19 protein-coding genes are annotated in these 20,470 nt (G+C 72.1%); 11 read left to right on the top strand and 8 right to left on the bottom strand.

The features are described from left to right. Nucleotides 1-65: 65 nt before the first annotated feature. Nucleotides 66-1,301, top strand: coding sequence for a cytochrome P450 (locus ACZ7L0_RS31190; protein WP_471245862.1), 1,236 nt, complete (start codon nucleotides 66-68; stop codon nucleotides 1,299-1,301). A gap of 100 nt (nucleotides 1,302-1,401) precedes the next feature. Here ACZ7L0_RS31190 and ACZ7L0_RS31185 read toward each other — a convergent pair whose 3' ends face one another. Further along, complete coding sequence (locus tag ACZ7L0_RS31185) at nucleotides 1,402-3,453, bottom strand: bifunctional glycosyltransferase 87/phosphatase PAP2 family protein (RefSeq protein WP_471245861.1); 2,052 nt, start codon at nucleotides 3,451-3,453, stop codon at nucleotides 1,402-1,404. Between the two features lie 353 nt (nucleotides 3,454-3,806). Between ACZ7L0_RS31185 and proP the strand changes: the two genes are divergently transcribed. Then, nucleotides 3,807-5,171, top strand: coding sequence for a glycine betaine/L-proline transporter ProP (gene proP / locus ACZ7L0_RS31180; RefSeq protein WP_471245860.1), 1,365 nt, complete (start codon nucleotides 3,807-3,809; stop codon nucleotides 5,169-5,171). A gap of 527 nt (nucleotides 5,172-5,698) precedes the next feature. After that, on the top strand, nucleotides 5,699-6,370 hold the full coding sequence (locus tag ACZ7L0_RS31175; RefSeq protein ID WP_471245859.1) for an O-methyltransferase: 672 nt from the start codon (nucleotides 5,699-5,701) through the stop codon (nucleotides 6,368-6,370). Nucleotides 6,371-6,430: 60 nt separating this feature from the next. Here ACZ7L0_RS31175 and ACZ7L0_RS31170 read toward each other — a convergent pair whose 3' ends face one another. After that, the gene (locus tag ACZ7L0_RS31170) at nucleotides 6,431-6,823 is read right to left on the bottom strand and encodes a hypothetical protein (RefSeq protein ID WP_471245858.1); all 393 of its coding nucleotides are present in this window, start codon (nucleotides 6,821-6,823) and stop codon (nucleotides 6,431-6,433) included. Between the two features lie 99 nt (nucleotides 6,824-6,922). On the opposite strand from ACZ7L0_RS31170, the gene ACZ7L0_RS31165 reads away from it, so the two are divergent. Continuing rightward, a complete protein-coding gene (locus tag ACZ7L0_RS31165) occupies nucleotides 6,923-7,372 on the top strand; it encodes a DnaJ family domain-containing protein (RefSeq protein WP_471245857.1) in 450 nt (149 codons plus the stop codon). Here ACZ7L0_RS31165 and ACZ7L0_RS31160 read toward each other — a convergent pair. After that, nucleotides 7,361-7,861, bottom strand: coding sequence for a hypothetical protein (locus tag ACZ7L0_RS31160; protein WP_471245856.1), 501 nt, complete (start codon nucleotides 7,859-7,861; stop codon nucleotides 7,361-7,363). The genes ACZ7L0_RS31165 and ACZ7L0_RS31160 overlap by 12 nt on opposite strands. Before the next feature lie 5 nt (nucleotides 7,862-7,866). Continuing rightward, nucleotides 7,867-8,511 (bottom strand): hypothetical protein, encoded by a 645-nt coding sequence (locus tag ACZ7L0_RS31155; RefSeq protein ID WP_471245855.1) that lies wholly within the window; start codon nucleotides 8,509-8,511, stop codon nucleotides 7,867-7,869. Between the two features lie 149 nt (nucleotides 8,512-8,660). On the opposite strand from ACZ7L0_RS31155, the gene ACZ7L0_RS31150 reads away from it, so the two are divergent. Continuing rightward, nucleotides 8,661-9,176, top strand: a complete 516-nt coding sequence (locus tag ACZ7L0_RS31150; RefSeq protein ID WP_471245854.1) for a GNAT family N-acetyltransferase — start codon at nucleotides 8,661-8,663, stop codon at nucleotides 9,174-9,176. Here the strand turns inward: ACZ7L0_RS31150 and ACZ7L0_RS31145 are convergent. Continuing rightward, nucleotides 9,156-11,204, bottom strand: coding sequence for a DHA2 family efflux MFS transporter permease subunit (locus ACZ7L0_RS31145; RefSeq protein ID WP_471245927.1), 2,049 nt, complete (start codon nucleotides 11,202-11,204; stop codon nucleotides 9,156-9,158). The genes ACZ7L0_RS31150 and ACZ7L0_RS31145 overlap by 21 nt on opposite strands. Before the next feature lie 146 nt (nucleotides 11,205-11,350). Between ACZ7L0_RS31145 and ACZ7L0_RS31140 the strand changes: the two genes are divergently transcribed. Next, nucleotides 11,351-12,247, top strand: coding sequence for a peptidoglycan-binding domain-containing protein (locus tag ACZ7L0_RS31140; RefSeq protein ID WP_471245853.1), 897 nt, complete (start codon nucleotides 11,351-11,353; stop codon nucleotides 12,245-12,247). Between the two features lie 204 nt (nucleotides 12,248-12,451). On the opposite strand, the gene ACZ7L0_RS31135 is transcribed toward ACZ7L0_RS31140, so the two are convergent. Beyond that, a complete protein-coding gene (locus tag ACZ7L0_RS31135; RefSeq protein ID WP_471245852.1) occupies nucleotides 12,452-13,129 on the bottom strand; it encodes an HAD family hydrolase in 678 nt (225 codons plus the stop codon). 170 nt (nucleotides 13,130-13,299) lie between these two features. Beyond that, entirely contained in the window at nucleotides 13,300-13,881 is a 582-nt protein-coding gene (locus ACZ7L0_RS31130; protein ID WP_471245851.1) for a TMEM165/GDT1 family protein, read from the bottom strand. A gap of 411 nt (nucleotides 13,882-14,292) precedes the next feature. Here ACZ7L0_RS31130 and ACZ7L0_RS31125 point away from each other — a divergent pair, with 411 nt between their 5' ends. The 5 genes from ACZ7L0_RS31125 to ACZ7L0_RS31105 all read left to right on the top strand — a co-directional run bounded on the left by ACZ7L0_RS31125 (nucleotide 14,293) and on the right by ACZ7L0_RS31105 (nucleotide 20,087). Further along, complete coding sequence (locus ACZ7L0_RS31125; protein ID WP_471245850.1) at nucleotides 14,293-14,946, top strand: HNH endonuclease family protein; 654 nt, start codon at nucleotides 14,293-14,295, stop codon at nucleotides 14,944-14,946. A 63-nt stretch (nucleotides 14,947-15,009) separates the two neighbouring features. Then, the gene (locus tag ACZ7L0_RS31120; protein WP_471245849.1) at nucleotides 15,010-16,638 is read left to right on the top strand and encodes an alkaline phosphatase D family protein; all 1,629 of its coding nucleotides are present in this window, start codon (nucleotides 15,010-15,012) and stop codon (nucleotides 16,636-16,638) included. A gap of 146 nt (nucleotides 16,639-16,784) precedes the next feature. Further along, nucleotides 16,785-18,716: an FAD/NAD(P)-binding protein gene (locus tag ACZ7L0_RS31115; RefSeq protein ID WP_471245848.1), complete on the top strand. Its 1,932-nt coding sequence runs from the start codon at nucleotides 16,785-16,787 to the stop codon at nucleotides 18,714-18,716. A 94-nt stretch (nucleotides 18,717-18,810) separates the two neighbouring features. Then, complete coding sequence (locus tag ACZ7L0_RS31110; RefSeq protein ID WP_471245847.1) at nucleotides 18,811-19,263, top strand: DoxX family protein; 453 nt, start codon at nucleotides 18,811-18,813, stop codon at nucleotides 19,261-19,263. 245 nt (nucleotides 19,264-19,508) lie between these two features. Further along, the gene (locus ACZ7L0_RS31105) at nucleotides 19,509-20,087 is read left to right on the top strand and encodes a DedA family protein (RefSeq protein WP_471245926.1); all 579 of its coding nucleotides are present in this window, start codon (nucleotides 19,509-19,511) and stop codon (nucleotides 20,085-20,087) included. Nucleotides 20,088-20,124: 37 nt separating this feature from the next. Here the strand turns inward: ACZ7L0_RS31105 and ACZ7L0_RS31100 are convergent, their stop codons facing one another. Next, nucleotides 20,125-20,367 (bottom strand): DUF2277 domain-containing protein, encoded by a 243-nt coding sequence (locus ACZ7L0_RS31100; RefSeq protein ID WP_471245846.1) that lies wholly within the window; start codon nucleotides 20,365-20,367, stop codon nucleotides 20,125-20,127. Nucleotides 20,368-20,470 lie beyond the last annotated feature (103 nt).

Below are 20,470 nucleotides of genomic sequence, written 5' to 3'. Positions count from 1 at the left end.
GTTACTACCTTCACCGAAACCCTGAGTTACTGATGGACCGTCAGAATGGTGGGAGTGAGCCGCCCATGCCCTGTCCCGCGCTGCCCGACGGGTTCGACTTCACCGACCCCGACCTGCTGCACCACCGCGTCCCGCTCCCGGAGTTCGCCGAACTGCGGCGGGCCGAACCGGTCCGCTGGATCCCGCAGCCGCACGGGCTGGCCGGGTTCGCGGACGACGGATACTGGGCCGTGACCCGGCACGCGGACGTCAAGTACGTCTCCACGCACCCCGAGATCTTCTCCTCCTACCTCAACACGGCGATCATCCGCTTCACCGAGCACATGGAGCGGGACACGATCGACGCGCAGCGGCTGATCCTGCTGAACATGGACCCGCCGGAGCACACCCGGGTCCGCCAGATCATCCAGCGCGGCTTCACTCCGCGTTCGATCCGCGCCCTGGAGGACCGGCTGCGCGCCCGCGCCCTGGCGATCGTCGAATCGGCGCGCGCCCACTCCGGGCCCTTCGACTTCGTCACCCAGGTCGCGTGCGAGCTGCCTCTCCAGGCCATCGCCGAGCTGATCGGCATCCCGCAGGACGACCGGGCGAAGATATTCGACTGGTCCAACAAGATGATCTCGTACGACGACCCGGAGTACGCGATCACGGAGGAGGTCGGCCGGCAATCGGCGGCCGAGCTGATCGCCTACGCGATGAACATGGCCGCCGACCGCAAGCGGTGCCCGGCGCAGGACATCGTGACGACGCTGGTGGCGGCGGAGGACGAGGGCAACCTCAACTCGGACGAGTTCGGCTTCTTCGTGCTGATGCTGGCGGTGGCGGGCAACGAGACCACCCGCAACGCCATCACCCACGGCATGCACGCCTTCCTCACCCACCCCGGCCAGTGGGACCTCTACAAGCGCGAGCGCCCCTCGACCACCGCCGAGGAGATCGTCCGCTGGGCCACCCCGGTCAACTCCTTCCAGCGCACGGCGACCGAGGACACGGAACTGGGCGGCAAGCAGATCAGGAAGGGCGACCGGGTCGGCCTCTTCTACGCCTCCGCCAACCACGACCCCGAGGTCTTCACCGACCCCGACACCTTCGACATCACCCGCGACCCCAACCCGCACCTCGGCTTCGGCGGCGGCGGCCCCCACTACTGCCTCGGCAAGTCCCTGGCGGTCCTGGAGATCGACCTGATCTTCAACGCCATCGCCGACGCGATGCCCGGCCTGAAGCTCGCCGACGCCCCCCGCCGCCTCCGCTCCGCCTGGATCAACGGCGTGAAGGAACTCCGGGTCAGCACCGGCTGAAGACCCGGGCCGACGGCTCCCGGCGCCGCCGGCCCGACCCGGGGAGGCAGGAACAACCCCTACGCCCGGTTCCTGCCTCCCCCGGGGGCCATGTGCCTCATCATCCGGACGCCGCCTCCTTCACCGGCACGGGCCGTTCACCACCGGCCCTGGCCGACGCCTCCGCCGCGACCAGCCGGGCCCGGGGACCCTGGAACAGATAGGCCAGGCCGAAGCCCGCGCCCACCACCACCGCGCCGCCCGCCGCGTCGAGGACCCAGTGGTTGCCGGTGGCGACGATCGCGGAGACCGTGAAGAGCGGGTGCAGCAGCCCCAGGGCCTTCATCCACCACCTGGGGGCGATGACCGCTATGACGACGCCGCACCACAGGGACCAGCCGAAGTGGAGCGAGGGCATCGCGGCGTACTGGTTGGTGAGGGCGGTGAGGGTGCCGTAGTCCGGCTTGGAGAAGTCCTGGACGCCGTGGACCGTGTCGACGATGCCGAGGCCGGGCAGGAGGCGCGGCGGGGCGAGGGGGAAGAGCCAGAAGCCGACCAGGGCGAGGAGGGTGGCGAAGCCGAGGGCGGAGCGGGCCCAGCGGTAGTCGACCGGACGGCGCCAGTAGAGGACGCCCATGATCGTCAGGGGCACCACGAAGTGGAACGACTCGTAGTAGAAGTTGAAGAACTCCCGCAGCCAGTCGACCTTGATCACCGCGTGGTTGACGGCGTGCTCGATGTCCACGTGCAGGAAGCGCTCCAGGTCGAGGATCTGGTGACCGTGCCGCTCCGCGCGCGCCCGGCCGGCCGAGTTGCTGCCGCCGGTCGCCGCCAGGCGGACCTTCTGGTACGCGGCGTAGGTGACCCGGATGAGCAGCAGTTCCAGCAGGAGGTTCGGGCGGGTGAGGACCCGGCGCAGGAAGGGCAGGAGCGGGACGCGTGCGAAGCGGGCGGGGACGGCGTCCGCGTGCTCCGTCGGGACCGGTGACCGGTAGTAGGGGGAGGTGCGCGGCAGGAACGGTACGGCGGTAGCGGCGGCCAGGGCCGCGAGCAGCACGATGTTGTCGCGCAGGGGGTACATCGCCGCCATGTTCGGCAGCATCATCTTGGCGGGGAGCGTGGTGACCAGGACCACCGCCACCGGCCACACATAGCGGTCGGACGCCCGCCTGCCCACCCGGCCGACCACCGCCGGCAGCACCCACAGCAGCTGGTGCTGCCAGGTCGTCGGTGACACGGCGATCGCGGCGCAGCCGGTGATCGCGACGGCGAGCAGCAGTTGCCCGTCGCGGGCGTAGCGGACGGCGCGGGCGAGGCCCAGGGTCGCGACGGCCGCGCCCAGCAGCAGGAAGAGGCCTATCTCCAGCGGGCCGGTGAGGTCCAGCCGCAGCAGGGCGCCGTGCAGGGACTGGTTGGCGAGGGCGTCGGCCTTGCCGCCGAGCCCGACGCCGGCCATGTGGTGCACCCAGTAGGTGTAGGAGTCGTGCGGCATGGCGGCCCAGGCCAGCGCGGTGCTCATGGCGAAGGTGGCGCCGGTGGTCAGGGCGGCGCGCCGGCGGTCGGTGAACCACAGCAGCGGTGCGAAGAGCAGCACGGTCGGCTGGAGCGCGGCGGCGAGGCCGACGCAGACGCCGCCGGCCCGTTCCCCGCGGACGGTGAAGCAGCCGAGCAGCACGAGCAGGACCGGGATGATGCTGGTCTGGCCCAGCCAGAGCGTGTTGCGCACCGGCAGCGACAGCATCAGCAGGCTGACCGCGACCGGCGCGGCGAGCAGCGCGGTGCGGCGGCCGGTCGGCTGGGGCAGCGCGCGGGCGGCGACCAGGCCGAGGGCGACGACCAGCAGCAGTGTGCCGAAGGTCCAGCCCCAGCCGAGCGCCTGTTCGGCCGCGCGGGTCAGGGGCTTGAGGACCAGCCCGCCGAAGGGGGTGCCGGTGAAGCGGGTCGAGTCGTACAGCGAACCCTTCACATGCAGGACGCCGTTCGTGCCGACCCAGGTCTCCAGGTCGGTCAGCCGCTCACCGCTCGGGGTGCTGAGGACGACCGCGACCTGCCGTACGGCCAGGACCACCGCCACCAGCCACAGGCCGAGCCGGGCCGCCCGCAGACGCTCTCCGGCCCCGTCGGCAGTCGCCCCGAAGGTGTCCACCGGTCCGCTGTGCTCCACGTTCGCCACGCCTCGTCGGCCTCCCGCCCCGTCCTGCGAACCCGATGAGGGCTCGCACCGCCCCCGGAGAGAGACGCAGGCAACCCCCGCTTCACCTGTCGTCCCCTCGCCTTTTGTCCGGATGACGATAGTGCGAGGGGGGTGGGGTTGCCTTTGCGAGGAGCGAGAAGGATCACAGCGGGGTGGCCGAAAAAAGGCTCGCAGGCGGACAGACGTACCTGTACAAGCGACGTTTAGCTGCAGCATGCATCGAAGTGCATACGACCCGTAAGCGTCACAAGTCCTCCTATGGTCGTTTTCGGGCCGCCCATCGTCGTGCGGACCACGTCCGTGTCCCCGTCGAAAGGCAGGCGAGCGAAGTCTTGGCGACCGCCACAGCCGTCCCCGTCTCCACGCCCGTGCAGCGTCCCCCCGCCCCCACCGAAACCGACCCCGCCCTGGTCAAACGCGCCGTGAAGGCCGCCGCGCTGGGCAACGCCATGGAGTGGTTCGACTTCGGCGTCTACAGCTACATCGCGGTGACCCTGGGCAAGGTCTTCTTCCCCTCCGGGAACCCGACCGCCCAGCTCCTGTCCACCTTCGGCGCATTCGCCGCGGCCTTCCTGGTCCGCCCCCTCGGCGGCCTGGTCTTCGGCCCGCTGGGCGACCGCGTGGGCCGGCAGAAGGTCCTCGCCGTCACCATGATCATGATGGCGGTCGGCACCTTCGCGATCGGCCTGATCCCGTCGTACGCCACCATCGGCGTCGGCGCGCCGCTGCTGCTGCTGGCCGCGCGTCTGGTGCAGGGCTTCTCGACCGGCGGTGAGTACGCGGGTGCGTCCACCTTCATCGCGGAGTACGCCCCCGACAAGCGGCGCGGCTTCTTCGGCAGCTGGCTGGAGTTCGGCACGCTGGCCGGCTACATCGGCGGCGCGGGCCTGGTCACGGTGATGACGGCGATGCTGTCCTCCCACGACCTCCTCACCTGGGGCTGGCGGATCCCGTTCCTGATCGCGGGCCCGATGGGCATCATCGGCCTCTATCTGCGGATGCGCCTGGAGGAGACCCCGGCGTTCGCCGCCGAGGTCGAGAAGGCCGAGGCCAACCGCCCGAAGGTGCCGCTGCGCGAGATGCTGGCGGGCCAGTGGAAGGCCCTGCTCCTCTGCATGGGCCTGGTCCTGGTCTTCAACGTCACCGACTACATGCTGCTGTCGTACATGCCGAGCTACCTCACCAGTGAGCTGAAGTACGACGAGACGCACGGCCTGCTCGTCGTCCTCGGCGTGATGGCGCTGATGATGGTCGTCCAGCCCTTCGCGGGCGCCCTGTCCGACCGGATCGGCCGCCGCCCGGTGATCGCCGCGGGCTGCGCGGGCTTCCTGCTGCTGTCCGTCCCGGCCCTGCTGCTGATCCGCCAGGGCAGCCTGCTCGCCGTCGCCCTCGGCATGGGCGCGCTGGGTCTGCTCCTGGTCTGCTTCACCGCGGCCATGCCCGCGGCGCTCCCCGCCCTCTTCCCCACCCGGGTCCGCTACGGCTCCCTGTCCATCGGCTTCAACGTCTCCGTCTCCCTCTTCGGCGGCACGACCCCCCTGGTCGTCACCGCCCTCATCGGCGCCACCGGCAACATGATGATGCCCGCCTACTACATGATGGCCGCAGCCGTCATCGGCGGCTTCGCCGTCTGGCGCATGACAGAGTCAGCCGACCGCCCCCTGCCGGGCTCCGCCCCGGCGGTGGAACGCCGGTAGCCCACCGCGTTCCGCCCCGGCGATGGACCGCCGCCAGCCCACCGCAGGCGTGAACGTCCTCACCACGCACCGCATGGCGGCCTCGCCCGCCCACCCACTGCCGGGTGCCGCCCGGCGGTGGGGCCCGGCAGCCCGCCGTAGCCGCGGGCAGTCGTGTCGCTGGGGCGGCACGGGTGGGCGCGGCGGCACCTCATAGCGAGCAGCGCCCCACCTCCGGTACCCCAACCCCGGGCAACCGGCGACCCCGGCTCCCGGAAACGCCCGCCCGCTCGGCTTGCCCTCGCCCGGACGTTCCCGTCCCTCCCGTGACCAGCCGCCGCGGCGGACCGGCACGGACACGCCGTACGAGCGGGTGATCTACGTGGACCGGCTGCGTATGGTGGCCGGGATCCCGGCGTGGCTGCTGACGATCGGCGGCACACTGGCGGTGGCCGCCGGTTCGCCGTACGGCGGTCACGGCGGTCACGGCTGCCGGAGGTGCCGCCGGGGTACCAGACAAGTACCGGACACGGAAAGGCAGAGGGCGCATGAGCGGGTCGCAGCTCTGGGACGACGTCGACTTCTACTTCAGCAGCCACCTCTCGCCGGACGACGAGGCGCTTCAGGCGGCCCTGCGCGACAGCGAGGCAGCCCAGCTCCCGCATGTCAACGTCACGGCGAGCCAGGGCAAGCTGCTCCAGCTCCTGGCCCAGATCCAGGACACCCGCACCATCCTGGAGATCGGCACGCTCGGCGGCTACAGCACCATCTGGCTGGCCCGCGCCCTGCCGTCCGACGGCCGCCTGGTCTCGCTGGAGTGCAGCGCCAAGCACGCCGAGGTCGCCACCCGCAACATCGCCCGCGCGGGCCTGGACAAGATCGTCGAGGTGCGGGTGGGCCCGGCCCTGGAGTCGCTGCCCAAGCTGGCCGACGAGAACCCGGCCCCCTTCGACCTGGTCTTCATCGACGCCGACAAGGCCAACAACGTGCACTACGTCGAGTGGGCGCTGCGCCTCACCCGCGCGGGCAGCCTGATCATCGTCGACAACGTGGTGCGCGGCGGCCGGGTCCTGGACGCCGAGAGCATCGAGCCGGACGTACGCGGCACCCGCGCCGCCGTCGAGCTGATCGCCGCGCACCCGAGGCTGAGCGGCACGGCGATCCAGACGGTCGGCAGCAAGGGCTACGACGGCTTCGCGCTGGCCCGGGTGCTGGCGTAGCCCCGCTCCGGGCCCTGGTCCGTCGGCCCGGCGGTCCGGTGGCCCGGCGGCCCGGTTGTCCTAAACCTCGTGGTAGAAGCCCACGTTGACACTGCGCGGCCCGGTGCGGTCCTGGATGATGATCTCCCCGGTGCCGCCCTGGGGCAGCCGTACGCTGCCGCCGTAGGCGATGGTCTGCGCGTACTCCCCGACGGTCAGCCGCACCTCGGACGACGGGTCGGCCTGCGAGCCGCGCAGCCAGGACACCTGCCAGCCTCCGTCGGGCCCGCACAGGAACTCCAGGTGCACCCGCGAGACGAACAGCCAGTCGTCGGGCGTCACCAGACGGCACACGGCCGCGTCCCGGCCCACCCGAAGCACGGCACCGGGTTCGCTGGGCGCGTCGGCCATGGTCATACCGGCCGTGGCGCCCGCGTCCGCCTCTGAGACGGAGGCCATGGTGAGTTCGAGCACGTGCGTTCCCCCTGGAATGAACTGGTACGGCGGCCGGATTGGCGCTCCGCCGCCGCATGATAAAACGCCCGGCCGGGCCGCGTCCGGCACAATGGCCTCATGACCGAGCGAAAGCCACCGGGTGTGCCGTTCGAGTCCTGGGTCGACAAACAGATCCGTGACGCCGAGGGGCGCGGCGAGTTCGACCAGCTGCCCGGCGCGGGCAAACCGCTGCCGAGGGACCTCGAAACCGCGTACGACGAACTGTGGTGGGTGAAGCGCAAGATGGCCCGCGAGGGCCTGGCGATCCTGCCGCCCGCCCTGGCTCTGCGCAAGGAGGCCGAGGACGCCCTCGCGGCGGCGTACGCGGCGCCCTCGGAGCGGATCGCGCGGAAGATCCTCGAAGACGTCAACGTCAAGATCCGCGACATGATGTACAAGCCGCCGCCCGGCCCCCCGCTGGGTCGGAAGCCGTACGACGTCGAGGCGGTCGTACGGGAGTGGCGGGAGCGCCGGGCGGCGGCGGAAACGCGAGGTGGTGCGGGTACTGCCGGGAAGTCAGAGGCGTAGCAGGCGCTCCGCCATCTCCCGGTAGTCCCTGAGGGCGAGCCGGAGTTGCTCGGTGTCGGCCGTGGAGGCGGGCTTGTCCCCGTCGGTGGCCTGCCAGGACATGCGCAGCGTGCGCCGCCGCTGGGTGACCGCCTCCGTGAAGCGGGCGGCGATCTCCTCCAGCACCCGGTCGGCCTCCTCCACGGCGTCCCGGGGCCCGTCGACGAACCCGGCGACCGCGTGGTGCAGCCGCGCTCCGAACCTGTCGCCGTCCTCGTGCGGGACCAGCGAGGAAGCGGACGTCTCCGAGCCGGGCACCGCCGTGCCGGACCCCGCCGCGTCATGCGTCGCCGTGCCGGGCTTCGCCGTACCGGGCGTCGCCGCATCGTGCGTGTCCGTCGGGCGTGCCGGGGTGCCGGGCGTTCCGGTGCCGGGCGGCACTGCTGCGGATGTCTGGGTGTCCGTTCCGATGCCGGACGCCGTCGTGTGCTTGTGGGTCACGTCGGTCATGCCGTTCACCTCCCCGCTACCGGGTGCCGCTGGAACCAGTTCGACCGGTGGGAGTGCTGCGCCTTGTGGGAGACGGGCGCGCGCTGCTCCGAGCGCGTCAGGGCCTCGAACAGGGCCCGCGCCTCCACCATCGACTCGCGCAGCTCCTCGGTGTCGGTGCCGGAGCCGCTCTCGGCGGTGGTGCCGGTGCCGGTCTGGGTGACGCGGTGGACGCGCCGGTAGCCGTGGACGTGGCCGGAGTGGTGCACGGACAGCGCCGCGAGCTGCTCCTCGTACTGTCCGCCGTCCGGGTAGCCGCGGGCGCCGGCCACTTCGGCGATCAGCCGGTCCACCTCGGCCACCGCTTCGCGCGGCGAGTCGACGAAGTGTTCCTGGGCCGCCGCCCAGCGGGCCTCGAAGCGTTCGCGTTCAGCGGGCTCCAACGGCCGCTGACGCAGTCCGCCGTGCCGCTCCAGCCGTTCGGTCAGCTCGCGCTCGGCAGCCTGGGTGTCGCCGTCGTGCCGGGCCACGGTGTGCTCGTACTCGGGCCCGAAGCGCCGCTTCAGGTTGTGCCCGCTGTGGCCGCCGCGGGCGCGCGAGGTCAGGACGGCCGCGACAACGACCACGGCCGCCACGATCACGATCAGAGCAATGATCAAGCCTGTGGACATGGGTGCCTTCCGGTTGTCGGCCCAACGGGCCGGTTCCTCGATCGGGTTGCCCGGAAGGCGGTCGGCAAACGGTTCGTCAACCCGCGAACCGGTGCGGACCGCGCTTATTCGGTTGCGCCGGGTGCCCGCCGCGTCCCGACAATGCGGGCATGACCTGGACCATCGCCCCGGAACCCTTCGACTCCCCGGTAGCGGCAGCGCTTTGGCGGGCCTACTACACGGAGGTGAGCGACCGCTGGTACCTGCGGTACGAGGGGCGGCGGACCGAACCCGAGGAGCTGGAGCGGGAGATCGCGGCCCGTACGGGTGCGGAACTCTCGCCGCCGCGAGGACAGTTGCTGGTGGCCCGGTACGACGGTGAGCCGGCCGGCAGCGCGGGCGTACGGCTCCTGGACCCCGCCACCGCCGAGCTCACCCGGGTCTTCCTGCTGGAGGGGCTGCGCGGCAAGGGCGGCGCCCCTCTCCTCGTGGCCGCCGCCGAGGACGCGGCCCGCTCGCTCGGCGCCGTGCGGATGATCCTCGACACCCGCACCGACCTGGTGGAGGCCCGCGCCCTGTACGCCCGGCTGGGCTACTCGGAGACCGTGCGGCACAACGACGACCCGTACGCCGAGCACTGGTTCCGCAAGGACCTCGGCCGGACTTCAACCGGCCTTGACGACTGACCCGTTGTGCGGTCGCTCCCGCTCCGAGCCGCACAGTTCGCCGGTCAGCTCCTTCACCAGCCGGTCCAGGTCGGTGGGCCGGTCGGGGCCCCACCAGTCGCCCAGCAGCTCGGCCAGCGACTCCTCACGGGCATGGGCCAGCCGTTCGGCGATCACACGCCCCTCGTCGGTCAGGACGAGGTCCAGGCCCTGCCGCACGGCGAGACGGCGCTCCTCGACCTGCCGGGCGGCGGCGAGGATCACGTTCAGCGGGACGGAGCTGCGTTCGGCGAGGACGCCCGGCTCCACCGAGCCGTACCGCCTGATCCGCAGCAGCAGCCAGCTCGCCCCGGGCAGCAGGTCGTACCCGGCCCGCTCGGTGATCGTCCGGTAGATCTCGCGCCGCCCCTCCCGGGTGCCGAGCAGGGACAGCGCGCGGCACACCTCGTCGTACGAGGACCGCTCGACCGGGTTGGGGGCGATGGTCTCCGACACGTCGGGGGCCGTGACCGAGCCGCGCAGCCGGTCCTCCTTCAGGAACCACGCCAGGACGAAGCCGAGGAGGGCGACCGGAGCCGCGTACTGGAACACATCGGTGATCGAGGACGCGTACGCGTGCAGGGCCGCCGGGCGCAGCGCGGGCGGCAGGGCGGCGATGCCGCGCGGGTCGGACTCCAGCGCGTCCGCCGTGATGCCGCCCGGCAGCCGCACGCCCCGGAAGGCGTCGGTGAGCTTCTCGGCGAGCCGGCTCGCGAACACGGTGCCGAAGATGGCGACGCCGAAGGAGGCCCCGATGGACCGGAAGAAGGTCGCCCCGGAGGTGGCGACGCCGAGATCCTCGTACGCCACGGCGTTCTGCACGATCAGCACGAGGACCTGCATGACCAGGCCGAGTCCCAGGCCGAAGACGAAGAAGTAGAAGCTCATCTCGGCCGTCGAGCTGTGTTCGTCGAGCTGGTGCAGGAGCAGCAGACCGAGGGTGGTGACCGCCGTGCCCACGATCGGGAACACCTTCCAGCGGCCGGTGCGGCTGACGATCTGCCCGGAGACGGTGGAGGACAGCAGCAGGCCGAACACCATCGGCAGCATGTGCACGCCGGACAGGGTCGGCGAGATGCCGTGCACGACCTGGAGGAAGGTCGGCAGGTAGGTCATCGCGCCGAACATGGCGAAGCCGACGATGAAGCTGATCACGGAGGCGAGCGTGAAGGTGCGGATACCGAAGAGCTTCAGCGGCAGGACGGGTTCGGCGGCCCGGCGCTCCACCGCGACGAACGCGACCGCGAGGGCCACGCCCAGGACCGCGAGCCCGATGATCCGCGCCGAGCCCCACGCCCAGGTGGTGCCGCCGAGCGAGGCGACCAGGACCAGGCAGGTGGCGACCGCCGCGATCAGGAAGGTGCCCAGGTAGTCGATGACGTGGCGGGCGGCCCGGCGCGGGATGTGCAGGGCGGTGGCGATCACGGCGAGGGCGACGACGCCGACGGGCAGGTTGACGTAGAACACCCAGCGCCAGCTCAGATGCTCGGTGAACAGCCCGCCGAGCAGCGGCCCCAGCACACTGGTCGCGCCGAAGACGGCGCCGAACAGCCCCTGGTAGCGCCCGCGCTCACGCGGCGGCACGATGTCGCCGACGATCGCCATCGACAGCACGATCAGCCCGCCGCCGCCCAGGCCCTGGAGCGCCCGGAAGCCGATCAGCTGCGGCATGTTCTGCGCCGCCCCGCACAGCGCGGATCCGATGAGGAAGATCACGATCGCGATCTGGAACAGCTTCTTCCGGCCGTACTGGTCGCCGAGCTTGCCCCACAGCGGGGTCGCGGCGGTCGAGGCCAGCAGATACGCGGTGACCACCCACGACAGATGCTCCAGTCCGCCGAGGTCACTGACGATCGTGGGCAGCGCGGTCGACACGATCGTCTGGTCGAGGGCCGCGAGCAGCAGGCCGAGGAGCAGGGCTCCGATCGAGACGAGTACGTTCCCGCGGACGTGCTCGGCGTCCTCGGGACTCTGCGGCTTCCTCCTCGTGCCGTGCGCGTCCAGGGCCATGGAGACCTCCCGGGGCTGGTGTGACACCTCCATCGTGATCGGTGTCACCCGTTATGGCCTGTTGAGTCCTCTCGGTGATGTGAGGGAGATCTGCATAGTCTGTGGAGCCCTGGGGTGGGTGACTCGTTTAGGGGAGGAACGAACGCGTGACAGGACCGAAGGGCCACTCATGCCCGGAATGCGGCGCGCCGAAGGGTCCGGGCAACGATCCGTCGTGCGGCTGCGCCCGGCGGGCGGCCGACGCCCTGCGCGACGCGCGCACCGCCGAGGCCGCGGCGGCGGAGGACTTCGACCCGATTCGGATACGTCCCTACGTCGACCTGGGCGCCCCGTCCGACTCCACGATGCCGCTGCGTGCGGCGGGGCCGGAGTTGTTCGAGCCGGAGCGGGACGTGCCGCTGGGCGAGCCGGACGGGGACCTCGAACCCGCCGACGGCCCCGGGCGGCCACACCGCCGCCGCAGCCTGCTCCTCTCCGCCGCCGCAGCGGTGGCCGTACTGCTGGCGGCCGCCGGATTCGCGAGCGGCCTGTTCTCCTACGACACGCCGTCGCGGGACGGCGCGGCGCCCCAGGAGGTACGCGAGAGCGTCCCGGACGCGACGACGACGAGCGCCCCGGCTCCGTCGCCCTCCACGCCGTCCCCCTCGGCCCCGCCGACATCCACGTCCCCGACCCCGTCCCTCACACCGAGCCCCTCCGCGAGCCCGTCGGCCTCGCCCTCGACCACACCCCCGCGGTCCCCCACTCCCACCCGCTCCCCCACGCCCACCCAGACCGCCACGCGCGCCAGCACGCCGGTCCCGGCCGACCCGACCTCCGGCCCCGTCCTGCGCCCCGGCGACCGAGGCTCGGAGGTCACCGAACTCCAGCTCCGCCTGCGCCAGCTCAACCTCTTCCCCGGCAAGACCGACGGCACCTACGGCCGGCAGGTCGAGGACGCCGTCCGCACCTACCAGTTGGCCCGCGGAGTCCAGACCGACGAACTCGGGGTGTACGACGCGGCGACACGAACGAGGCTGGAGTCGGAGACGACGGAACCCTGACGACCAGCGGCACTGCCCTGGCTGCCGTGGCTGCCGTGGCTGCCCCAGCCGCCGTAGCCGCCGCAGCCGCCCAGCTGCCGTAGCCGCCGTAGCCGCGCCCCAGCTGCGGGCAGTCGTGCCGCTGGGGCGGCAACGGGTGGGCGCGGCGGCACCCCGTCAGCGCCGGGCCGCGCGACCCACCCCCCGGCACCAGCTCACCGGCACCTACTGGCCGACGTACAACCGAATCGTCCCGTCCCCGAGCGACTCCACCCGCACCTGCCGCAAGTCCCTCACCACCACATCCGGCCCATGCGAACCGGCCCGGGGTCCCACCCCGACCACCCGCATCCCGGCGGAACGCCCGGCCGCGATCCCCGCCCCGGAGTCCTCGAACACCACACATTCCCCAGGAGACACGCCGAGCTCGGCGGCCCCCTTCAAGAACCCCTCGGGATCGGGCTTGCTCGCCCCCACCGACTCCGCGGTGATCCGCACATCCGGCATCGGCAGCCCGGCGGCGGCCATCCGCGCCGTGGACAGCGGCACATCGGCGGAGGTCACCAGCGCATGCGGCACCGGCACCTCGCGCAGCGACGCCAGAAACGCCCCCGCCCCCGGCACGGCCACGACGCCCTCCATGTCCGCCGTCTCCTCGGCGAGCATGCGCGCGTTGTCGGCGAGGTTCTGCTCGACCGGCCGGTCCGGGAGCAGTACGGCCATCGACGCGTGCCCCTGCCGCCCGTGCACGACCTGCATCACCTCGTCCCCGTCCAGCCCGTGCCGCTCGGCCCAGCGCCGCCAGATCCGCTCCACGACGGCGTCGGAGTTGACGAGCGTGCCGTCCATGTCGAGCAGGAGGGCGCGGGTGGTGAGGACGGTGGGCGTGGACGTGGCCGTCATCGGCAGCTCCAAGCGAGGGGCGGAGGAAGAGACACGGCGAACCCGCGGAGGGACAAGGCGGCCCCGCCCGCCGGTCAGGGGGAGCGGGCGGGAGCCACTTTGTTCCCCCACGGTACAAAACAGTCCGGCATCCCGCCACCACCCCGGGAAGCGTTCACCCGGCGTTCAGGTCAGGCGGCGACCGCCTCCCACAGGCTCCACACCCCGAGCGCCAGCATCAGCACCGCCGCGATCTGCGTGATCAGCCGCAGCGGCACCCGCCGCATCAGCGCCTTCCCGCCGACGATGCCCAGCCCGGCCACCGCCCACAGCCCGAGCACCGCGCCGAGGCCGACGGACAGCGGGGCGTCGTAGCGGGCGGCGAGGTTCGCGGTCATGATCTGGGTGAGGTCGCCGAACTCGGCGACCAGGATGAGCATGAAGCCCGTACCCGCGACCTTCCAGAAGGACTGGTCGGCGGGCCTGCGGATCTCCTCGTCGCCCTCGTCCTTCTTCAGCAGCAGCATCGCGGCGCCGCCCAGGAACAGCAGACCGGTCACCGCGTGCACGAGCCGCTGCGGCAGCAGGGTCAGTACGCTTCCCGCCGCGACGGCGAGCACCACGTGCAGCAGGAACGCGGCGGCGACGCCCGCGAAGACGTACGAGGCGCGGTAGCGGGTGCCCAGGACGAGCCCGGCGAGCGCGGTCTTGTCCGGCAGTTCGGCGAGGAAGACGACGCCGAAGACGAGCGCCGTCACAGTGATGCTGATCAAAATGTCTCAATCGGTCGGGGCCGCCCCGCCGAGAGTGCTGTACGTCACACGAAAGACACCTCGGCATGGCAGCACACACGGCGCCCGTGCCGTACGGCACAGGCGTGCACTGCTTGCCGAAGGTCTCGCTGGCCGACCCCGCGATCACGAGGATCCGAGGTCCGCCTCCGGGCGCCGGCTCAGACGGGCTGAGCAGTATGTCGACGGTCCGGCGAAGAGCTACTCCCCTTCAACGCCCTCCATGGTACGTGACGCTTCAACCGACTCCGGGGCGTGAAAGTTCGCCCACAAACCTTGTCGTGTCATGTACGCGTCATTAACTTCTTACCGGGCGCACACCTCCCCGCAACGCCGCGCCGCGAGCATTCCCTCGCTCGCACCCCAACGCCCCCACCCCGCAAGGGAGTTCACATGACTCGCCGCCCAAGGTTCTACGCGCGTCGACGGCTGAGCATACTCGCGGCCCTCACGGGCCTGCTAGCCTCCGCCGCCCTCTTCAACTCCCCGAGCGCCTCCGCCGCCCTCCCCACCCCGGTCAGCGCCGCCACCGCCCGCAGCTACCTCTCCCAGCTCACCGTGGCCACCGAGAACCGCACCGGCTACAGCCGCGACCTGTTCCCGACCTGGATCACCATCAGCGGCACCTGCAACACCCGCGAGTACATCCTCAAGCGGGACGGTACGAACGTCGTCACCGACTCCGCCTGCACCGCCACCAGCGGCAGCTGGTACTCCCCGTACGACGGCGCCACCTGGACCGCCGCCTCCGACGTCGACATCGACCACCTGGTCCCGCTCGCCGAAGCCTGGGACTCCGGCGCCGGCGCGTGGACCACCGCCCAGCGCCAGGCCTTCGCCAACGACGTCACCCGGCCCCAGCTGCTCGCCGTCACCGACAACGTCAACCAGTCGAAGGGCGACCAGGACCCGGCCACCTGGATGCCGTCACTGACCTCCTACCGCTGCACCTACGTGCGCGCCTGGGTCCAGGTGAAGTACTACTACGACCTCTCGGTCGACTCCGCCGAGAAGAGCGCGCTCACGAACTACCTCGCCGGCTGCTGACGAAACCTCGCACCCTCCTCCGCCGTTCCGTACCGTACGGGGCGACGGAGGAGGGCGATCACCGTGACCGAACTGCGCCTGGGACCAGTGCTGCGCTACACCGACGGCGCCAGCGCGACCGTCTGGGTCGAGGCAAGCCGGCCGTGCACCGCCGAGGTGCGCTGCCCGGACGGCGCGAGCGGCACGGCCCGCACCTTCCAGGTGGCCGGCCACCACTACGCCCTGGTGGAGGTGACCGGCCTCACACGGGGCACCTCGGTGCCGTACGAGGTGCTCCTCGACGGCACCCGCGTGTGGCCGCTCCCCGACTCCCGCTTCCCGCCCTCCGTCATCAGCACGTCCACCGAGGAACAGGGCATCCGCGTCGCCTTCGGCTCCTGCCGCTGGGCCGCGCCCCCGGCCGACGGCAAGGACCCGGTCGGCCCCGACGCCCTCGACTCCCTCGCCGCACGCCTGGCCGCCGACCCCGACGGCGAACGACCCCACGTACTGCTCCTGTTGGGCGACCAGGTGTACGCCGACGAGACCTCGGCCGAGACCCGCCGCTGGCTGGCCGGCCGCCGCGACCTCGGCGAACCGCCGGGCGGCGAGGTGGCGGACTACGAGGAGTACACCCGCCTCTACTACGAGTCCTGGCTCGACCCCGAGGTGCGCTGGCTGCTGTCCACCGTCCCCAGCTGCATGATCTTCGACGACCACGACGTGATCGACGACTGGAACACCTCCGCCGCCTGGCTCACCGACATGCGCGCCACCGACTGGTGGCAGGAACGGCTGCTGAGCGGCCTGATGTCGTACTGGGTCCACCAGCACATCGGCAACCTCTCCCCCGCCGAACTGGCGGCCGACCCCGTCTACGAAGCCGTACGGAACGCCCCCGACGGCACCGACGCGCTGCGCGCCTTCACCGCCCGCGCCGACACCGATCCGGCCTCCGTCCGCTGGAGTTACCGGCGCGACTTCGGCCGGGTACGGCTGCTGATGGTGGACTCGCGGGCCGGGCGGGTGCTGGAGGAGGGGCGCCGCGCGATGCTCGACCCCGGTGAGGCGGCGTGGCTGCGGACCCAGGCGCTGGACGACCCGGGCTCGTACGACCACCTGCTCGTCGGCACCTCGCTGCCCTGGCTGCTGCCGCACCTGGTGCACGACGCGGAGGCGTGGGACTCGGTGCTGTGCCGGGGCGGAAGGGGCGCGCGCTGGGCGCGGTTCGGGGAGTGGCTGCGCCGCCGGGCCGACCTGGAGCACTGGGCGGCCTTCCCGGAGTCCTTCGCCGACCTGGCGGGGCTGCTCGCCGAGGCCGGGTCCGGGCCGGGGGCACCGGCGACCATCTGCGTACTGTCCGGGGACGTCCACCACGCCTACACCGCCGAACCGACCTGGCGGTCCGGCCCGCCCGACGCCCGGGTCCTGCAACTGACCTGCTCCCCCGTCCACAACTCCGTCCCGCTCTCCATCCGGCTGGGCTTCCGCTTCGGCTGGAGCGCCCCGGCCCGCCTCCTCGGCCGGCTCTTCGCCCGGCACGGGGGCTGCCCCCGGCCGCCGGTCAAGTGGCGCAGGACGGGCGGACCGTGGTTCGGCAACCAGTTCATGACGCTGACGCTGCGCGGGCGTTCGGCCCGGCTGCGGCTGGAGCAGGCACGGGCGAACGGGACCCTGGAGACCACGGAGGAGTCCGTCATCGCCCCGCAATGAGGGCACATGGCGGGACAACCGGGACGTGAGGGGTGCGCGTTGGCTTCTGGGAGGGCCGACGGCATGATGAGGCGGACCGTCCGCTTCCCGTGGGCGGTTCGCTCTGTTTACTCCACCGCGCCCCCACACGCCCGGGAGTCACACCCTTGTCTGCACCGACCGAGGAACCCACCGCCGAATCCGCGGGATCCATACCGGTCTCCGTCGCCCTGGTCGGCGCCGGACCACGCGGCACCAGCGTCCTGGAACGCCTCTGCGCCTCCGCGCCCGAACTCCTCCCGCCCGGCGTACGACTGACCGTGCACGTCGTCGACCCGGCACCGCCCGGCCCCGGACGCGTCTGGCGCACCGCGCAGTCGGCCGAACTGCTGATGAACACCGTGGCCTGCCAGGTCACCCTGTTCACCGACGACAGCGTCGACTGCTCCGGACCGACCCGGCCCGGCCCGAGCCTGTACGAATGGGCGGGCGGCACGCTGGGCCCCGACGACTACCCGACCCGCGCCCACTACGGCCGCTACCTGGAGTGGGTGTACGCCCGGACCGTGCGCGAGGCACCGCCCGGGGTGCGCGTGGCCACGCACGCGGCCCGCGCGCTGCGGCTGGAGGACGCCGCCGACGGCCGCCAGGTGCTCACCCTGGACGACGGCCGCGTACTGCCGGACCTGTCCGCCGTGGTCCTCGCCCAGGGCCACCTCCCCGTCGTCGCGGACGCGGCCCTGCTGCACCTCGCCGCGCACGCCGAACGCCACGGCCTGCGCCACATCCCGCCCGCCAACCCGGCCGACGTCGACCTCTCCCCGCTCGCACCCGGCGAGCCGGTGCTGCTGCGGGGCCTGGGCCTGAACTTCTTCGACCACCTCGCCCTGCTGACCACCGGCCGCGGCGGCCGTTTCACCCACGGCACCGACGGCACCCTGCGCTACACGCCGTCCGGCGACGAGCCGCGTCTGTACGCCGGTTCGCGGCGCGGCGTCCCGTACCAGGCGCGGGGCGACAACGCGAAGGGCCCGTACGGCCGGCACCTCCCACAGGTCCTCACCCCGGAGGTCATAGCGGGCCTGCGCAAGCGCGCCGACTCCGGGGAGGCGCCGGACTTCCTCGCGGAGGTGTGGCCGCTGGTGGCGAAGGAGGTGGAGACGGTCTACTACGAGACCCTGGTCGGGAGTGGGGCCGGGGACGGGGAACGGGAGTTCAGGGAGCGCTTCCTGGCGGTGGCCCACGGCAGTCCTCAAGAGGCGCTGATACTCGACGAGTACGGGATAGCGCCCGCCGACCGCTGGTCGTGGGAGCGCCTTTCACGGCCGTACGCGGGCCGGGTCTTCACGGGTCCGGACGACTGGCGGGAGTGGCTTCTCGGCCATCTGCGCGAGGACGCGGCACAGGCCGCGCTCGGCAACGTCGCCGGTCCGCTGAAGGCGGCCCTGGACGTGCTGCGCGACCTGCGCAACGAGATACGGCAGGTGGTCGACCACAGCGGGCTGACCGGCGCCTCCCGCCGCGACCACCTGGACCGCTGGTACACCCCGCTCAACGCCTTCCTGTCCATCGGCCCGCCCCGGCGGCGCGTCGAGGAGCTGGCCGCACTGGTGAGGGCGGGCGTGGTGGAGGTGCTCGGGCCGCGCCTGGAGGTACGGGCGGCGGACGGGGCCTGGGTGGCGCGCTCCCCCGACGTGCCCGGCTCCGAGATCCGCGTCACGACCCTCGTGGAGGCCCGGCTTCCGGAACCCGATCTGCGCCGCACCGCCGACGAGCTCCTCGCCCGGCTGCTGCGGACCGGTCAGTGCCGCCCCCACGCCGTGGACGGGTACGTGACCGGAGGGCTGGACGTGACCCAGCGCCCATACCACTTGATAGATCGTCAAGGATGCCCACACTCACGGCGGTTCGCCGTTGGAGTACCGACGGAGGGGGTGCACTGGGTGACCGCCGCGGGGGCCAGGCCAGGCGTGGATTCGGTCACGCTTTCGGACGCCGACGCGGTCGCGAGAGCCGCCCTACGTGCGGCGGCGACCGAAACGGAACCGCGAACGGAACCGGAACCGTGGCCTGATGTTGAACTTGCAAGCATTGATTAGGCGCCCCTAGCCTGGGTTGCTCGTTCGGTACCGCCGCCCCCACCGACCGGTCCGTCCCCGACCGGTCCGACCGAAACCGAAGGAGCAACCCCCCATGACCGCACGCCTGAACGCCGCTCAGCCCTATGCCCTCGGCCTGTTCCGGATCGTCGTAGGCCTCCTCTTCGCCGTGCACGGCGCCGCCTCGCTCTTCGGCGTCCTCGGCGGCGCCGTGGGCACCAACGGCGGCACCATCGACGCCGGCACCTGGCCCGGCTGGTACGCCGCCGTCATCCAGCTCGTCTGCGGCGGCCTGGTCCTGCTCGGCCTCGGCACCCGCGGCGCCGCGCTGCTCGCCTCCGGCTCCATGGCGTACGCCTACTTCGACGTCCACCAGAAGGCGGCCCTGTGGCCGATCCAGAACGGCGGCGAGCTCTCGGCCCTGTTCTGCTGGTCCTTCTTCCTGCTCGTCTTCACCGGCTCGGGCGCCTTCGGCCTGGACCGGGTACTGGCCCGGCGCACGACCAGCACGGAGAAGGGCGCCGAGCGGACCCCCGTGGCGGCCTGACCACCCTGCACGACGACTGTGCCCTCCTCCCGGCTGCGCGGGGAGGGCACAGTCCTATGCCCGTACGGCCGGCCATGTGCCCGGATGGCCTGAACAGACCACCACATCAACCCCCTGCGCACCTTCTGTCACACCTGCGGCGTACGCTGTATGGCTGACATCGGGGGAACAACGGGGGAGTCGTCGTGTTCGAGAACGTGGGGTCACTGGCAGCAGTGACCGCCGCCGGTCCATGGATCTACGCCATGGTGGCCGTGTCCGTCCTGCTCGACGTCTTCCTGCCGGTACTGCCCAGCGGCGTACTGGTGATCACGGCGGCGACCGCGGCGGCGGCCGGCTCCAACGCGGCGACGGGCGGCGTCCCGCAGGACGTGCCGGACATCCTGGTCCTGATCCTCTCCGCGGCCACCGCCTCGCTCCTCGGCGACCTGGTGGCGTACCGGCTGGCCTGGCGCGGCGGAGAACGGCTGGACCGTGCGATCGCCCGCTCCCGGCGCCTCACCACGGCGCAGGAACGTCTCGGCGCGGCCCTCTCCCGGGGCGGCGGCGCCCTGGTGATCCTCGCCCGCTTCGCCCCCGCCGGCCGCTCGGTCGTCTCCCTCTGCGCCGGCGCCGCCCACCGCCGCGCCCGCGACTTCCTCCCCTGGTCCGCCCTGGCCGGCCTCTCCTGGGCCGCCTACAGCGTCGCCCTCGGCTACTTCGGCGCCCAGTGGCTGGGCGCGACCTGGCTGGCGACGGGGGTGTCCCTGGTCGCCCTGTTCCTCGCGGGCGCGGGGGCGGCGTACGTGATGCGCCGACAGCCGGCCCAAGGCCCCGCGGCATGAACACCGGCCTCGCGGCGTAAGCGCATCGGCGTCTACGTCACATCCGGGGCGTACGTTCCGGGGCGCGCGCCGCTCCTCGTACCTCCAGCCCTCCGAGCAGTTCGGCCGTCGCCGAGGCGACCGCCTCGACGGCTCGGTCGAAGGCCTCACGGTTGTGGGCGGCGGGCGCCCGGAAGCCGGAGACCTTCCGCACGTACTGCAGCGCGGCGGCCCGGATCTCCTCCTGCGTGGCCTCCTCGGCCAGCGCGGGCGGACGAAGTGTCTTGATGCTCCGGCACATGGGTCCAGTGTGCGGGTCCAGGGTGCGGCACCTCAATCGGCCCGAGCACTCGTTCGCATGAACCTCACGAACGAACTCGCCACCCAAAATCGAACAGGCGTAG

Source organism: Streptomyces sp. NPDC039424 (assembly GCF_055639495.1).
This window is presented reverse-complemented; position numbering and strand designations above follow the sequence as displayed.

Excerpts from the sequence above, each read along its gene's own strand:
- ACZ7L0_RS31100 (WP_471245846.1), bottom strand. The coding sequence starts at position 20,367 with ATGTGCCGGAGCATCAAGACACTTCGTCCGCCCGCGCTGGCCGAGGAG.
- ACZ7L0_RS31190 (WP_471245862.1), top strand. The coding sequence starts at position 66 with ATGCCCTGTCCCGCGCTGCCCGACGGGTTCGACTTCACCGACCCCGAC.
- ACZ7L0_RS31165 (WP_471245857.1), top strand. The coding sequence starts at position 6,923 with ATGACCGAGCGAAAGCCACCGGGTGTGCCGTTCGAGTCCTGGGTCGAC.
- ACZ7L0_RS31155 (WP_471245855.1), bottom strand. The coding sequence starts at position 8,511 with ATGTCCACAGGCTTGATCATTGCTCTGATCGTGATCGTGGCGGCCGTG.
- ACZ7L0_RS31110 (WP_471245847.1), top strand. The coding sequence starts at position 18,811 with ATGACCGCACGCCTGAACGCCGCTCAGCCCTATGCCCTCGGCCTGTTC.
- ACZ7L0_RS31160 (WP_471245856.1), bottom strand. The coding sequence starts at position 7,861 with ATGACCGACGTGACCCACAAGCACACGACGGCGTCCGGCATCGGAACG.
- ACZ7L0_RS31105 (WP_471245926.1), top strand. The coding sequence starts at position 19,509 with ATGGTGGCCGTGTCCGTCCTGCTCGACGTCTTCCTGCCGGTACTGCCC.
- ACZ7L0_RS31175 (WP_471245859.1), top strand. The coding sequence starts at position 5,699 with ATGAGCGGGTCGCAGCTCTGGGACGACGTCGACTTCTACTTCAGCAGC.
- ACZ7L0_RS31150 (WP_471245854.1), top strand. The coding sequence starts at position 8,661 with ATGACCTGGACCATCGCCCCGGAACCCTTCGACTCCCCGGTAGCGGCA.
- ACZ7L0_RS31125 (WP_471245850.1), top strand. The coding sequence starts at position 14,293 with ATGACTCGCCGCCCAAGGTTCTACGCGCGTCGACGGCTGAGCATACTC.
- ACZ7L0_RS31135 (WP_471245852.1), bottom strand. The coding sequence starts at position 13,129 with ATGACGGCCACGTCCACGCCCACCGTCCTCACCACCCGCGCCCTCCTG.
- ACZ7L0_RS31145 (WP_471245927.1), bottom strand. The coding sequence starts at position 11,204 with ATGGCCCTGGACGCGCACGGCACGAGGAGGAAGCCGCAGAGTCCCGAG.